Here is a 14,421-nt window from a genome sequence, read left to right on the forward strand (position 1 = left end):
TATTTCTCCGTTATTATTTTAGTTCGTTGCTAAAGACAATTTTTGGAATAATATGCTGGTAAACCCAAACGCCATCAATTCTGCCATCGAAGTTTGATTCACCACCACAATCGCCTCCGGTTTTCACACCAGAACCAAGACCAAATGTATGAAAATTCAAAAGTGACTGACCTGATTTTAAGATAGGACTTAATTTCGAATCAGTAATCAATCCATAACGATCATGTTCAAATTCAACTTCTGTATCATTTTGATCAACAATATTTACTAATTTCGACTCATAGCCTGTACAATTAACAAGCAAGTCACTTCTGTTTATCTTCTGAATAATCTCTTCATCAGACAAACCTTCAATATTTGTAATATGAATATTTGGATAATGACCATGATTCAACTTTTGAGCAAAAGAAAATGAATCATATCTCAAACCTGAATAACGGTTGATTCGTTTGCTCTGAAGACACATATCTTCTTCAGAAAACTTGTATCCATCCGCAGTTGCGCTTTCTGGAGAGTCATAAAATAATTTAAAATCTTTATTCACAAGCAGATCAATATTACCTTGGTAATTGAGCTGCTCTATGAGCCGGATCATACAAGAAACCGCACTATGTGAACTTCCCAGAATTGAAATACGATTCATCTTTTGAGCCTGGATGGCTTCATCGTATGAACAATTAATAATTTCACTGGAGTTCACTGTTTGAATATCTGGGATCAACCTTGGTTTTCTAGGTTTACCTCCAATATTAAAGAGCACTTTTTTCGCAATCACTGTATGCGATTTTTCGCCTTTACGATAGGTAATCTCATAAACCCCACTGTCTGTATGCTTAACCTTGCATACCTCAGCTTCTGTCATGAGCGTGAATTTCTCACAACAAGCATGATCTTCCTGAATGAACTCAGACAGTTTTTCTAAATACTCACCAACAACTTTCAGTTCAACCGCTTTGTCCTGATGATCAGACAAATATTTCCACGCTTCAGTCGCGCGAATATGCTGACTTAATGCTCGGTCACAATCATCGAATTTCTCAAGAAACACGCAACCTAATGAGTTTGCTGTAATCTGATATTTTTTCAGCTCACCAGAGCCAACGACATTCGTCTTTTCTAAAATCAGACAGCTTTTTATTTCTTCATTTTCAATAATGTCGGGAATAAGAGATGTGTTCGCTGGACCAGCGCCACACATCACAACATCATATAAGTTTTTATTCATCTACAAACCTTAAAATACTTAATGGTATATATGTTTCAAAAATGTTCCCATGAAATTCATGCCTAGTTTTTTTATAGCCTAAAGGCGTCTTACTTAAACCAGCATGAATCACATCAGAATGACTAATTATTTTATTTTCATCTCTTGAGTAAACCGAGAGTTCTTTTTTATAGTTAAAATTAAAGCATGGAACAATATTCAAATTTAGTCTTTTTGCCAGTTCTAATCGATGGTGTCCATCGATTACAATTTTTGTCGTTTCATCAATCCAAATTGGTGTTGTCCAAAAACCCTCCGTAGAAACTTTCTTTTCCAATTCATCTAAACGTGTCGCAGAGTGTACTTCCGTTGGTTTAAGAGCTGGTAACTTTTCTAATGTTAACCTCATTGCAATCCTTTATTTTGAAGATATAAACAAACAGACCCAACATTGTAAAGCTCAATAAAGTCAGTAATTGATATAAAGCCTCACCGTTATATAATCCAATAATAACGCCTCCGACTAATGGAGCCATTGCAAAACCGATGCTATACAATGATGATGCACCAAAGTACACACCTCTTAAATGATTTGGAGCTAAACGGTCAATGAAAATATTCAAGCATGGAAATAAAATAGTCTGAGCCAGACTCATGATAAACACGGCTGAATACCATAAGCTATAGGCATCATAATACTTTACAGCAAAGAAGTAGTTTAACTCTGCCGATATCAATAGAAAACTACCTATCTTTAATTTACTTTCCAAAGTAAATTTGTTCATCATCATAGAGATAGGTAGTTGCATCACCACAAGCGTGACTGCATGCAGCATAATCAATGAAGCTAGAAGCTCAACATAACCTGAAAACTGTAATGACGTAATCAACTGAGGCAGCGTTGAATCAAAATTCCCAAAAATGAACATCATTACAATATTATTGACAACAAGAAGCAGAAATACTCTATCATTCAATAATATTTTCACTGTTTTATTCAGACTTAATTTGTTGGTTGTTTCTAAAGTGATGCTCTTACCGAGGACATAAATTGGAATCATGAAGATCATGTAAGAAACAGAAACAATGAAAAATGAAAGTGAATGAACATCAAATCCAAGTTTTACACCGATAAATGGACCAACCGCTGCACCAGCATTAAGAAAGAGATATCTTAAATGCATTGCTTGCTCTTTCAATTTTGGTTCATCAATCAGATCACTAATCACAGCTTTTATTGGGTTATTCACAAGCGCCCAGGATGTGTTGGCTAATAATGTACCAATGATAAATCCTAAAGACTCAACGGATATACCTAGTATCAGATACGCCAATGCAGAAATAACGCACCCAAGCATGATAATTTTAATTCGTCCAATTTTATCTGAAATGAATCCTGAGTAAAAACTGACGATGGATGAGATCGCAATCGAAACGGATAATACAACACCAACCCAAATTGGCGAGAAGTTAAATTTCGTATAAAGAATAATCGATATAAAAGGCCATACCATCATTGAAGTCGCTCTGGTCACAAAAGTACCGATAAACACGACCCATATGAATGAGGATAGATTTGTATAATTTTTGTAAAAACTCTTCATTTTTTATCCGCTTTACGATGCATATGCCAGGTGTGAGCATGCGAGCGGATTAATATACAACTGGAAACATAAAGATCAACATTTAATTACAAAAAAATGTCCAATAGAAACATTTTGAATACAGATTTCCCTAAATGGCAACTTATTTCACTGCGTTAATGAACTTAATGCAACATAAATGTCTACACATTGAAATGAAATTGTTTATAAATTGAAAATAAAATTAACAATGCTGATGTATCTCAACGATCAACGATGATTCAACCTGCAATGACCGTAAATGATGGATAATATGTCACGCTTGATAGAACATTGAGGCAATCTAGATACGTTAGAAATCGCCGATTGCCCGGCACAGCAAACCATCCGCAGGAGCCCTTGTGTTCATTTCAGAAGTTGCACAGAAAACCAATCTCTCTATCCACACGCTGAGATACTACGAAAAAGAAGGACTGCTCAGAAGTATTCACCGAAATCCTGCCGGACAGCGTATTTATGATGCGTCTGATCTTGAATGGCTGGCATGGATTCAGCGCCTGAAATCAACCGGCATGCCGCTTGCTGAAATTAAGGTGTTTGCGGCACTGCGCCAGCAAGGCGATTGCTCACTGAAAGAAAGACAAGATTTATTGGCAAAGCACGCGGTCTCGCTCAAACGCGAAATTGAACGACTGAATCAGGAATTGGCGATTGTCGAATATAAAGTGGACGCTTATGCACAAAAACAACTTGCGCTAGAGTGAACTCTAGCAGTTAGCCTTACTCCACGAACCACAATCAGGCGTTTTTATGATGTTCAGTCAAGGCTATTACATTACCGCAGAGTTAAAAGTAAAAGATCGAGCCAATATCCGCACCGCTTTTGAATCGCTGCAACACTTATGCGAACAGACGCTTCAAGAGCCGGGATGTTCCATTTTTCAGCTGCATCGTTGTTTACATGACGAGACCCGATTCTTACTTTGGGAACGTTATGACAGCGAGGAGGATTACCATGCTCATTTTCAACAGCCGCATACCCAAGCGTACCTGAAACGAGATCTGACCGAAATTGTTCAGCACTTTGCCAGTGATGTTCCGGAAGGAAGAGGCAATCTATCAAACGCCACTGCCAGTTCATTCGGATAAACTCTCTAGATATCAGGAGTAAGGATATATCAGGAGGAAGGATTCGACATCAGCAGTTCAGTAGAGATGTTTTGATCGCTGTATTTTACTGAAACCTGCGTTGCTATATGCCGAATCCTTTCCGCCACGCGCTATGACACAGAAAATGCCATCACCCATTCCGCTTCACCAGTATGCTCATCGGTGCTTTCTGCGGTTACCTCAAAGCCCTGAGACAAATAAAACTGGTAGCTGGCCTGGTTACGTTGATAAACATTCAACGACAACATCTCGCGCTGCATTTTTGCATGATTCAGCAAAGTCTTTCCGATGCCCTTTCCCTGTGCCTCTGGCGTCACGAATATCGCAGCAAGCTGGTTGTCATATAACGCATAAAAACCTTTCACAGTCTCTTCATCTTCATACACATAAACAGCTGATGCAGGTAAATACAGGGTGCGCATATTTTCGACCTGTGACTGCCAGAAATCAGCCGGGATAAAATCGTGCGCTTTGAGGGATGCAGCCAGCCAAATATTCAGCACAGGTTCCATATCTGCTGTCGTAAAAGTTCGGATCATCTGTCTTTCCTTATGCATTTGACCTTGGTTCAGTAACCAATGTCTTCTTCTCTTTCAGTTGTTGAATCAGTTGATTCGCCTGCGCCGGAGTACGTAGCTGAACAAATCGAATATGGGCAAAATTCGGATCCGCCATAACGGCCAGATAGCGCGCCCGGTTTTTGCTGTAGGTTTTCATTGTCCACCAGACAATGGAATCCCGGCTTAAAAAGGTTTTCTGAAACGTTTCCCGATTACCCGTTCCCGGCCAGAGTTCCTGCTGACTCAGACAACGGGTGATTGCGCGTTTGACCGCCTGAAACAGCGTCCGGGTCAACGAATAATCCACCCAGATAATGGTATCAACCTGACGCCATTTAATCGGGACCGTACGATGGTAATTCCCGTCCAGTACCCATTGCGGTGATGCAAGGGCTTGTTCCAGCGTTGCAAAGAATGCCTCATCTGTCGATTCTGCCCAGTTCGGTTGCCAGAATAAGGCATCCATTTCAATGTAGGGATACCCCAAAGCGTCTGCCAGTTTTTGGCTGAACGTTGATTTGCCACTGCCACTGGTGCCGATCACATTAATGCGTTGCATGTCGAACCCCTTCAATTGATACTTTTCATTTTAATTTCAGTTCGTTTTCTGAATTCCGATATTTTTTCTAATCTGAAAACGTCTTAATTCTGAATTCACTGACTCAGGGAAATATCGGTAGATTCATCGGTGACCGATAAAAAGTTTTTTAATATCCATCAATAATGAAAGGAAGTTTTTTAATCACCATTCAGTTCAGATAATATCGACCATAAAAACAACAGTTTACAAAAAAGTGTGATCTTGTTCTCTGATATCCACCGCCAAAATCCCCGACTCAAGTGCAGCAATCAAAGATGCATTATTTCAACTTGTACGCAAGCTGAATGAAATTTGTAAGCCCTATTCCTCTGACCTAACTTCGATAAGCCGGAAGCAATTTTAACATTTTATTTACCTATTGGGAGGTCGCAGTCCCCGATTTCGATAAGGAAAAATCATGTCTGACCTACCGCCGCGCATCATGCGTGATTATTTATACGATGCATTAAACCAGCTCAATATCCGTCAAATATTCGGTGTCCCCGGCACCAATGAAATTCCGATTATCGATGGGACGTCCTACCCGGAAAACAAGGTAGAGTACGTCGAATGTTTACATGAAAACATTGCGATGGGGGCAGCGATGGGCGCAGCCCGCATGACCGGTGAGCCCGGTGTTCTGGTGGTTCACATTACCCCAGGCATCGCCCATGGGATCGGCAACTTATTCAATGCCTACCGGTCTCACACGCCTTTGGTCATTCTCTGCTGTCAGCAACAAAATGAATTGGTCACACAAGAACCATTGTTGTCATCCAACATTGCTGAGCTTGCGAAACAGTACTGTAAATGGTCTCATGAGTTGCGTACGCCCTATGAATTCCCCATGGTGTTACAGCGAGCTTTCAAAGAAGCGAAAGCACCGGCTTGTGGCCCGGTCTTTATTTCCATCCCCTGGGAATTCATGATGGTCAGCCCTTTGCCCAATCAGCCACAAAAGTTGCCGGGCATCACGCGCATTCCCACCAACTTCACAGGCGATACAGACGAAATTGAGCGCTTGGCACAGCGTTTCTCTGAAGCCAAAAACCCCATCATCATTGCCGGAGACGGCGTAGGTTACGACCATGCGACTGAACAGCTGGGCATTCTGGCACAAACCGTCGGGGCGCCCGTGGCCCTGCAAACCTTCAGCAGCCTCGCCAATTTTCCGAACGATGACATCCACTGGCAAGGTGAGTTACCGGGAAATCAGGCCATGTTGCAGGCAGTTTTTCAGCAACATGATGTTGCGTTTCTGGTCGGCTGGAGTAATCAGGCGCAGGTCACGGTCTTTAACTATGCTGATGGGCCGCTGATTCCGCCTTCAGTCGATATTCTCTATCTGTCGAACAACACCTGGGATATCGGGAAAAACTATTACGGCAGTCATGCCGTTCTGGGCGGTATCCGGGCCAGCCTTGAAAAACTGAACGACGTCATGGCGGAACTGCCGGTGACACCGGCGCAACAACAGGCCAGAGATGCGCGCAACCAGCACTTGCTCCAACTCAGTCAGCAACGCCGTCAGGACTGGAATGCCTATTTGAAACAGGCTGAAGAAGCCCCGGGCACGTGTATCAATCCTGCGCTGATCCCGCATTACTTATCTCAGGCCATCACCGAACAAGGGCTCGCCAACCAGTTTGTCTATGTGCATGAGGCCGTTTCTGACAGCCCCAGCTTTCAGTATCTGATGCCGCTGAACAAAGAAATGAGCCAGCCCGTCAGTTATTACTGTGTCTCCGGCGGTTCACTGGGCTGGTCAATGCCCGCTTCCCTCGGCATCAAAATTCAGCCCACCGCCATTCAGGGCGTCACGCCAAAACTGGTGATCAATGCCGTCGGCGATGGCTCATCACTGTTTTACCCGCAGGTCTGGTGGAGTGCAGCGAAATATAATCTGGCGGTGCTCTACATCATCACGAATAACCGGGAATATCACACACTGCAAAACGGGCTGGAAGAAGTGATCGATTCCTACAACTGGGAACCGAAGAAAAAACCGGTTGAGCCGGACCCAACAGATCCGGCCAGTTATCACAATTACGAGGTGGATTATCTGTCGCTGCAACATCCGCAACTGAATTTTCAACAGATTGCCGATGCGATAGGCGCAGGTATTCAAGGGCGGGTGGTCGACCAGACCAGCGATTTGAACGCTGCACTCAAAGAAGCGATTCACTTTGTTTTGAATGAAAAAAAACCTTATGTGCTGGATATCCGAACAGAGCGGGACCCGGCAGCCGTGCAGACCAGCGCCAACCTGAAGACGTCGGCAAAGCCATTACGCCGTCCGTCTTTGAATTATTTCCACAAGGACGTGTTGGATGAAATCAATCCCAATCACTTCAGCACGCTGGCCTGAACCCTCTCAATCAAACCACAAGGAAGCGTCCTATGAGTCAACATTATGATGTTGCCATTATTGGTGCCGGTGTATCCGGTGTTTACAGTGCCTGGCAATTAAAACAGCAATTTCCCGGTAAACGCATTGCCGTCTTTGAAGGGAGCGGCCGGATCGGCGGGCGGCTGCTATCGGTGAAAGCACCGGGTGTAGACAATATGGTGGCAGAACTCGGTGGCATGCGCATTCTCGATGCGACACGTCAGCCACTGATCCACGCCTTATTGGATCAAATCAATCAGTTCAGTTCTCTGCCGGATCCGATTGAGTACTATCCGTTTCCGGTCGATACCCCGGTCAACTTTGCCTATCTGCGGGAAGTCAGGCTGCGTCTGAAAGACTATCAGGATAACCCACACGCCTTGCCGTATAACTACAGCACGGATGCCTTCGGAAAAACCCCCGGCAGTGTGATGATCGATGCGCTGGATAAAATCGTTCCCGGAATCACGGCACCGAATCTCACCGAAGAGCAACGCCGGGTAATGGCGATGAATGCCGAGTTTCAGGGCAAGATGCTGTATGAACAGGGCTTCTGGAATGTGCTGCAACAGGTCATGAGCAGTGAAGATTACCTGTACTGTCAGGATGCAGGCGGTTACAACTCCACCATGTCCAACTGGAACGCCGCCGATGCCATTCCCTGGTTTCTGACCGATTTCGGGGATGATGTGAAGTACTTCGGTTTCAAGCAAGGCTTCCAGCAAGTGCCTGTCGCGCTGGCCGAAGAATTTCAGGCTATCGGCGGCGAACTGATGCTGGGCCATAAACTGACCACGTTCACTCAGGTGAATGGTGCTTTTGAGCTGAATTTCAATACTGAACTGGAGATCATCCCCCACGATACGTTGCAGTGTACGGCGACCCATCTGGTGCTTGCGATGCCAAGACGCGCCATTGATTTGCTGGAGCCGAATTGTCCGCTGCTACAGCAACCGGCCGTGAAATCACTGACCGGCAGTGTCACCCCCAGACCACTCTTCAAATTATTCACGACTTACGCTTCCCCCTGGTGGGTCGAGCAATCCGGCATTGAGTCTGGACGCAGTGTGACCAACATGCCTGTCCGTCAGACCTACTACTGGCCGACCGATGAAGGAAAACCCGCGCTATCGGGTCCGGCCATTCTCATGGCCAGCTATGACGATGGCGTCAATGTGGGCTTTTGGGATGGTTACCGTCAAAAACGGGGTCTGGCCTGGAAGCAACAGATGGAGGTCTTACCCTTGCCTGAATTCCGGGCTTTTACCGGCCTGAAACAACAGCAAAGCGGTGCCGATACTCAATGGCTGGCGCATCAGGCGCCCGAGTCTATGGTGACGGAAGTCACCCGACAGATTGATCTGATCCACAATGTGACAGCCGAAGAAGCCACTCAGACACAGCCCTTGCAGGCAGCATTCCGTGACTGGGGAGACGATCCATACGGCGGCGGCTGGAACAGCTGGAATATTGGTGTACAGAGTGGCAATGTGGCAAACCAGATTGTTCAGCCACTGCCGCAGACGCACTTCTATATCTGTGGTGAGGCATACTCACACAGTCAGGGATGGGTTGAAGGGGCCTTACAGACTGCCCAGTTGATGCTGGCAAAACTGAAGCCACAACTCAGCGCTTAATCCATACAAACAGGCCCTGCATACGCAGGGCCTGTCTCAGAAACTTGATACAAAAATTGGTTACACCGGATAGCTTTCATTCAGAACCGTCAACGAACGCCTGAAAATATCGGTGCCCCGCAAAGTCTGATCACGGCCAACCCGCTGCCAGCCCCAGCGCCGATAATGTCGCCGTGCCCTTTCATTTTTTTGCCCGACAGTCAGCAAAACTGCCCGGCACCCATCGGCCAGCAATCGGGTTTCAATATAACGCTGAGCCGCATCGGCAACCCCTGAACCACGGTAATCAGGAATGATGTAAATCAGATGAACATATCCTGTGGCCGGCTCGTCGGAAAAACTTTTAAACTCAAGCTGGCCGATAATTCGGTTCTCGTCCCAGATGTGAATGTAATACCAGCGGGGATCAGCCAGCCGGGCACGCATTCGCCCCTCATAATCGGCGATGAACGCTGAAAAACCTTGATCAGAATGAAATGTACAGACATAAGCATCGCGCCGAAAAGCCATACAAAACGCGAAATGTTCATCCGCATTGATGGGACGAAATTCAAGTGCCATTTGACCTCCGTGTCTCTATGACCTTGTTTAAACGAATCTGTATTTGAAAGCGGAAAAAGGTTTCAGGCGTTCCCTGACAGCCGATATTACAAACAGACGGTATCGAAAATCTTACTCAAAAAGCACAGGTAAATAACGATTTGGATCAAAACTGTCTTTGTTTTCTTCAAGACAGTAATAGGCTTCATGCCAGTCTTTTTGATGCACCGTAAAATGATTAAAGATCATGCAATTAAAATAATACGTTGCATGCTTTTCAGCATCATTCAGCGATGATATCGGCCATTTTTTTTGGGCATAGGAAGCGCACTTCTGCGAAATCGGTGTCAGTTCCGATACGCAGTTTGCCTCTGAAATCTGATAGCATTTCTGATAAACCGGCTGATCACAAATCACCCGGGGGCCATTGCTTTCAAGTTTTTCAGTGAACACATCTTAAATCGCCTGTTCACGGGACGGCGTTCGCCCTTCAGAAGCACACCCTGCCAGCCAGAGTGCAGCAATGAATACCACTTCCTTTTTCATTTATTGTCCATTGTTTTTTATTCCGGCATTCATTGCCACTGTGGATAAAAACCGGTCAGGCCGATTTTGCCACGGCTTTCACGGCTTTTTTCACTTTCTTCATCGCCATTTGACGTTTCAGCGGCGACAAATAATCAATGAACAGATTCCCGCTCAAGTGATCAATTTCATGCTGCATGACCACCGCCAGAAAATCATCCCGCTCAATCGTGATCGGATTTCCCTGACGATCCAGCGCTTTTACAATGACGGAACGGTAACGTTCAACATCAGCATAATAATCGGGTACAGACAGGCAGCCTTCCTGACCCATGACTTTCTCTTCGCCACTGACAACTTCCGGGTTAATCAGCACCAGCGGTTCGTCCCGTGTTTCGGAGATATCAATCACCACCAGCGCTTCAGAACGACCCACCTGTGTTGCAGCCAGACCAACGCCGTTGCTGGTGGCATACAGTGTCTCCAGCAGGTCATCAATCAGGGTTTGCACTGAGTCTATGTCGGTGACCGGAACGGCTTTCTCTTTTAAGCGCGGATCCGGTGCTGTCAGTATGTCTAATATCGCCATAACGAAATTACTTTTCTCTGAGTTGCGGAAAAGATGAAGTACAGCACAGATACTTCATCAAAGTCCATCATCTTCAGTTCAAACTTTTCACCATGGGCACGCAGGCCAGTTCCAGCCCGTATGGCGAACGATAGACCGAAATTTCATCGCCCGTAAAGCCGCTGGCACGGTAAAAGTCGGCCGCATTCAGCGTTGCGTCCAGTTTCAGCGCGGTCACGCCCGATTGTCTGGCGAGGGTTTCAAGATGCACCATCAGGGCCTTGGCAACGCCTTTGCCCATCCAGTCCGGCGCAACAAAAATGGCATCCACCATCCCGATCCCATTTTCGGTATTGAGCATGGCCGTCCCGATCACCCCCTGTTCAGACTCAGCCACGTAAAAGGCCCGCTCGATATCCGCGATGAAGCGTTCTGACATCCCGCCTTCCGTCCAGATTTTTAACTGTGCTTCCGGATAATCATCAACGCACTTCGCCCAAATCGCCCGCTGACGAATCTCATGTGCAGCCTTTGCGTCCGCTTTGACTGCTTTTCGAATCACAAATGACATCTTTTTCTCCCTGGAATCACTTTGCCAGCCATGGGTCTGTCAGACGGATGCTTTCACGATCAAAATCAATTTCTGCCGTCGCACCCAGCGGCGTGACCAGCATCGGGTGGGTATGGCAGCTATCAAAACCAGCCAGAATCGGCAACGGCTGGCCGTTCAGCACTTCCAGTAAAACATCCAGCGGGGTTCTGCCCGTGCCTCTGTCGTTAAACAACTCGTGTTTCCCCAGAACCACAGCGGACACCGTCTCAAACACGCCGCAGAGTTTCAGGTGAGTCAGTGAACGTTCAATGGTTTCGATACCGAGCATGCAATCTTCAATCAGCAGAATATCGCCGGGCTGAATCGCCGGCATGTACGGACTGCCCCAGATCCCAGCCATCGTATTCAGGGTGCCACCTATCACCCGGCCTTTGATCACACCGTCTCCCAGAAACTGCCAGTTATTCTGCGATAAGCGTTTCACTTCAGACTGCGTTTCCCAGTCAATCATTTCATCTGTCCAGGCTGGCGGCATCTGGTACTGGTACGAGGATGTTCCCGGGCAACAGAGCAGATCAAAAAATGAGTCATAGGTTTGCTCAACCAAGGGCGGCAACTCGCCAAACGAAGCCACCAGCGCAGGGCCATAAAAAGTGATCAGCCCGGTTTGGGCGTAAATTCCCATCAACAGCGCCGTGACATCGGAATAGCCGATGATAATTTTGGGATCGCGTTTCAGAGCATCAAAGTCGAGATAAGGCAGCAGCGCGTTACTGTTATTGCCGCCAATCGTCGATATCACACAGCGTACTTCCGGGTCACGAATCAGGGCATTCAGTTCTGCCGCCCGGGCCTGAATCGAACCGGAGCGGTAATGGTCAGCACACCCGGTCAGGCTGCCAGCCACAAGCTGAAATCCTTTACTTTCGAGAAAGTGTTTTGCCCGCTCAAATCGCTTCGGCGCAAAGACTGTCGCGGGTGCGGAAGGCGAAAAAAATCCAATTTTATCCCCGGGTTTCAGGGCTGGCGGTAAAATAATGTTCATGAGAACCGATACATCCTTGTTTTATGGGGTGGGTGCAGCTATTAAGCTGCGGTATTTTTGCTGATTGAGCTGATCTTTCAGAAAATGCGTCTGTGTTAAATCAACCCCGTGCAAATTGGCCAGCGCACACAGGTAATAAAGAACGTCATACAATTCTTCGGCAATCGTCCCTTTCAGATGGTCAGGATCAGGCTGACCCTCTTTGCCTTTTCGGATCGCTTCCGATAATTCCCCGACCTCCTCGATCAGCTTGAGGAAATAGCCTGACGGGTTCTCCGGATGGTGATCGACGGCACGAACATGAGCCTGTAATTCACTGATTTTCATCACTTCCTTTTCATCAGTTCAGGGGGGATTGCGAACAACTTCGACTGTAATCATCACGTGACAGATATGCAATAGGCTACTGACAGTTTCTGACAGTCCGCCGGTTTAGACTGAGGTCATTCCTAACCAACGCTGAATACGAGGAAAACCAACCATGCTAATCCCGAACCTGTTGCTACTCTATGTGAAAAACCCGGAAGCCAGTGCTGTTTTCTATCAGAAACTGTTCAACTGCGAACCGGTTGCCGTTCTTTCCACCTATGCCGCATTCGATTTTGAAAATGGCCTGAGCCTGGGACTCTGGTCAGAAGAAGCGAAAAACTTTGTCTCCGGCGGAAGCGGCCACCGTTGCGAACTGTCGTTCATGGTGCCGGATGACGAAACCGTAAAAGCGCTTTACGACCAATGGCAGCCGTCCGTGACCATTGAACAGCCCCTGCATGAAGCCGTTTTCGGCCTGACCTTTGTCGCACTGGATCCGGACGGCCACCGGATCCGGGTCTGTACACCGGATGATTGAGTACGACGTCTGAATACAAAAATGGCCGCAACCGCGGCCATACTTTTTAGTGTGATGATTATTAGTGGATTCGTTTGAATACCAGGGCGTCCGCATGAATGGTTAAGGTTTAGCCATTGACGTAAATCCAGCCACAAGGACTTGCTCCAAAAAGGCGGGTTTCATCATGCAGCGTTTCTGTTTCATCGGCACGCTAATTTTGGTTGGCTCAGCTCTGAGCATGTTAAGTGCCATGTGCCTTAACCCTGCCAGGTTTTCAGCCGCGTTTTCTCGGTAAATCTGACAAGCATCTTCTCGCATACTCACATCTAATATCCAGTGCATTGACTCAATGCCCCAGTGGGCGCGGATGGCATTCCCGGCCTGCTCTGGGGTCAGTTCGGCTGAACTGATGTAGTAGCGATACTCCAACTCTGGCTCTTTGCCTTTTGCCGCACGGTAGTTTGCGACCATCACGATGCTGGTCAGCCCGCTCCAAGTGGAGAAGTCCCCCTTCAACTCACTGGCATTCAATACATGGCAAGTACGCGCTTCAACCCGCCCCTTTTGCTTCTCAATTTGACACGTGGTCTTCTCTATTGGGGCGCGGCGGTGTGGGGCGAAAGCGGTCTGTACGGCTGCCGCTAACTTGCCCTGGTTGCCCTTAACCGCCAATAAGTAATCTCCGCCCTTGCTGGTGATTGCTTCTGCAATCTTGGTCTGGCAGGCCATCGCATCAATCGTCACGATAGCGCCTCGCAAGTCGAGCATCTTAATCAGCGCCGGTATTGCGGTGATTTCATTGCTCTTGTTGTCGGTTTTGAGTTGGCCCAATACCAGTTGGTTGGCGCTGGCGTAGGCACTCACCATATGGATGGTGCTTTGTCTGTCGTCTCTGTCATAGGAGCCGCGCAAGGTCTTGCCATCAATGGCAACCACCTCACCACTGGTCAACTTGTACACCGCTTTCATCCAGGCAAGAAAGCAGTCACGAAACTCAGCGGGATCTATACTCGCAATCAAACGAGCAAAGGTATCATCAACGGGTACCCCATTTTCAAACAGGTTCTGTTTAAGAAACCACTCATGGTGGTCAAGAACGTATTCGCGAATATCGGTCCAGCCTTGGCCTCCGGCTATCACGGCGCAGATCGAGCCAAACAAAATATCAAACAGAGGGTAGTCCACTTTTGCGCTTTGTCGTTCGTCACGGATGATGCTGAAATGTTCTTTGATGGTAT

At 46.8% G+C, this 14,421-nt stretch carries 16 protein-coding genes; 5 read left to right on the forward strand and 11 right to left on the reverse strand.

Annotated elements, in window-relative coordinates; genetic code table 11:
* Nucleotides 1-13: 13 nt before the first annotated feature.
* Genes EA58_RS19750 through EA58_RS19760 form a run of 3 tightly spaced genes read right to left on the reverse strand, consistent with a single transcriptional unit; the run spans nt 14 to nt 2,808 of the window.
* Nucleotides 14-1,225, reverse strand: a complete 1,212-nt coding sequence (locus tag EA58_RS19750) for a SidA/IucD/PvdA family monooxygenase (protein WP_036756975.1) — start codon at nt 1,223-1,225, stop codon at nt 14-16.
* Nucleotides 1,218-1,613, reverse strand: a complete 396-nt coding sequence (locus tag EA58_RS19755; protein WP_036756976.1) for a ParB N-terminal domain-containing protein — start codon at nt 1,611-1,613, stop codon at nt 1,218-1,220. Before EA58_RS19755 ends, EA58_RS19750 begins: the two co-directional genes overlap by 8 nt.
* Nucleotides 1,579-2,808 carry an MFS transporter gene (locus EA58_RS19760; RefSeq protein ID WP_036756979.1) on the reverse strand — a complete coding sequence of 410 codons (1,230 nt, stop codon included), beginning with the start codon at nt 2,806-2,808 and terminating at the stop codon, nt 1,579-1,581. Before EA58_RS19760 ends, EA58_RS19755 begins: the two co-directional genes overlap by 35 nt.
* A 380-nt stretch (nt 2,809-3,188) precedes the next feature.
* On the opposite strand from EA58_RS19760, the gene EA58_RS19765 reads away from it, so the two are divergent.
* Both EA58_RS19765 and EA58_RS19770 read left to right on the forward strand, forming a co-directional pair.
* On the forward strand, nt 3,189-3,551 hold the full coding sequence (locus EA58_RS19765; protein ID WP_036756981.1) for a MerR family transcriptional regulator: 363 nt from the start codon (nt 3,189-3,191) through the stop codon (nt 3,549-3,551).
* Nucleotides 3,552-3,597: 46 nt separating this feature from the next.
* Entirely contained in the window at nt 3,598-3,936 is a 339-nt protein-coding gene (locus EA58_RS19770; RefSeq protein ID WP_200872214.1) for a putative quinol monooxygenase, read from the forward strand.
* A 131-nt stretch (nt 3,937-4,067) separates the two neighbouring features.
* Here the strand turns inward: EA58_RS19770 and EA58_RS19775 are convergent, their stop codons facing one another.
* Complete coding sequence (locus EA58_RS19775) at nt 4,068-4,496, reverse strand: N-acetyltransferase (RefSeq protein WP_036756984.1); 429 nt, start codon at nt 4,494-4,496, stop codon at nt 4,068-4,070.
* Between the two features lie 10 nt (nt 4,497-4,506).
* Nucleotides 4,507-5,076 carry a shikimate kinase gene (locus EA58_RS19780; RefSeq protein WP_036756987.1) on the reverse strand — a complete coding sequence of 190 codons (570 nt, stop codon included), beginning with the start codon at nt 5,074-5,076 and terminating at the stop codon, nt 4,507-4,509.
* Between the two features lie 439 nt (nt 5,077-5,515).
* On the opposite strand from EA58_RS19780, the gene EA58_RS19785 reads away from it, so the two are divergent.
* Nucleotides 5,516-7,465, forward strand: a complete 1,950-nt coding sequence (locus EA58_RS19785) for a thiamine pyrophosphate-binding protein (protein ID WP_036756990.1) — start codon at nt 5,516-5,518, stop codon at nt 7,463-7,465.
* Between the two features lie 32 nt (nt 7,466-7,497).
* Entirely contained in the window at nt 7,498-9,123 is a 1,626-nt protein-coding gene (locus EA58_RS19790; protein ID WP_036756993.1) for a flavin monoamine oxidase family protein, read from the forward strand.
* Nucleotides 9,124-9,183: 60 nt separating this feature from the next.
* Here EA58_RS19790 and EA58_RS19795 read toward each other — a convergent pair whose 3' ends face one another.
* The 5 genes from EA58_RS19795 to EA58_RS19820 form a co-directional block, all read right to left on the reverse strand.
* On the reverse strand, nt 9,184-9,684 hold the full coding sequence (locus EA58_RS19795; protein WP_036756995.1) for a GNAT family N-acetyltransferase: 501 nt from the start codon (nt 9,682-9,684) through the stop codon (nt 9,184-9,186).
* A 580-nt stretch (nt 9,685-10,264) separates the two neighbouring features.
* Complete coding sequence (gene def, locus EA58_RS19805; protein ID WP_036757000.1) at nt 10,265-10,777, reverse strand: peptide deformylase; 513 nt, start codon at nt 10,775-10,777, stop codon at nt 10,265-10,267.
* Between the two features lie 73 nt (nt 10,778-10,850).
* Entirely contained in the window at nt 10,851-11,327 is a 477-nt protein-coding gene (locus EA58_RS19810) for a GNAT family N-acetyltransferase (RefSeq protein WP_036757002.1), read from the reverse strand.
* 16 nt (nt 11,328-11,343) lie between these two features.
* Complete coding sequence (locus EA58_RS19815; protein ID WP_036757005.1) at nt 11,344-12,354, reverse strand: S66 family peptidase; 1,011 nt, start codon at nt 12,352-12,354, stop codon at nt 11,344-11,346.
* A 21-nt stretch (nt 12,355-12,375) separates the two neighbouring features.
* The gene (locus EA58_RS19820; protein WP_036757008.1) at nt 12,376-12,681 is read right to left on the reverse strand and encodes a MazG nucleotide pyrophosphohydrolase domain-containing protein; all 306 of its coding nucleotides are present in this window, start codon (nt 12,679-12,681) and stop codon (nt 12,376-12,378) included.
* Nucleotides 12,682-12,835: 154 nt separating this feature from the next.
* Between EA58_RS19820 and EA58_RS19825 the strand changes: the two genes are divergently transcribed.
* Nucleotides 12,836-13,201, forward strand: coding sequence for a VOC family protein (locus EA58_RS19825; RefSeq protein ID WP_036757011.1), 366 nt, complete (start codon nt 12,836-12,838; stop codon nt 13,199-13,201).
* Between the two features lie 102 nt (nt 13,202-13,303).
* Here the strand turns inward: EA58_RS19825 and EA58_RS19830 are convergent, their stop codons facing one another.
* On the reverse strand, nt 13,304-14,416 hold the full coding sequence (locus EA58_RS19830) for an ISAs1 family transposase (protein WP_036757124.1): 1,113 nt from the start codon (nt 14,414-14,416) through the stop codon (nt 13,304-13,306).
* Between the last annotated feature and the right edge of the window lie 5 nt (nt 14,417-14,421).

The sequence above is a fragment of the Photobacterium galatheae genome (assembly GCF_000695255.1).
GTDB classification, from domain to species: Bacteria; Pseudomonadota; Gammaproteobacteria; order Enterobacterales; family Vibrionaceae; genus Photobacterium; species Photobacterium galatheae.

Coding starts and splice junctions, on each gene's coding strand:
- EA58_RS19750 (WP_036756975.1), bottom strand. CDS start 1,225: ATGAATAAAAACTTATATGATGTTGTGATGTGTGGCGCTGGTCCAGCG.
- EA58_RS19755 (WP_036756976.1), bottom strand. CDS start 1,613: ATGAGGTTAACATTAGAAAAGTTACCAGCTCTTAAACCAACGGAAGTA.
- EA58_RS19760 (WP_036756979.1), bottom strand. CDS start 2,808: ATGAAGAGTTTTTACAAAAATTATACAAATCTATCCTCATTCATATGG.
- EA58_RS19770 (WP_200872214.1), top strand. CDS start 3,598: ATGATGTTCAGTCAAGGCTATTACATTACCGCAGAGTTAAAAGTAAAA.
- EA58_RS19775 (WP_036756984.1), bottom strand. CDS start 4,496: ATGATCCGAACTTTTACGACAGCAGATATGGAACCTGTGCTGAATATT.
- EA58_RS19780 (WP_036756987.1), bottom strand. CDS start 5,076: ATGCAACGCATTAATGTGATCGGCACCAGTGGCAGTGGCAAATCAACG.
- EA58_RS19785 (WP_036756990.1), top strand. CDS start 5,516: ATGTCTGACCTACCGCCGCGCATCATGCGTGATTATTTATACGATGCA.
- EA58_RS19790 (WP_036756993.1), top strand. CDS start 7,498: ATGAGTCAACATTATGATGTTGCCATTATTGGTGCCGGTGTATCCGGT.
- EA58_RS19795 (WP_036756995.1), bottom strand. CDS start 9,684: ATGGCACTTGAATTTCGTCCCATCAATGCGGATGAACATTTCGCGTTT.
- def (WP_036757000.1), bottom strand. CDS start 10,777: ATGGCGATATTAGACATACTGACAGCACCGGATCCGCGCTTAAAAGAG.
- EA58_RS19810 (WP_036757002.1), bottom strand. CDS start 11,327: ATGTCATTTGTGATTCGAAAAGCAGTCAAAGCGGACGCAAAGGCTGCA.
- EA58_RS19815 (WP_036757005.1), bottom strand. CDS start 12,354: ATGAACATTATTTTACCGCCAGCCCTGAAACCCGGGGATAAAATTGGA.
- EA58_RS19820 (WP_036757008.1), bottom strand. CDS start 12,681: ATGAAAATCAGTGAATTACAGGCTCATGTTCGTGCCGTCGATCACCAT.
- EA58_RS19825 (WP_036757011.1), top strand. CDS start 12,836: ATGCTAATCCCGAACCTGTTGCTACTCTATGTGAAAAACCCGGAAGCC.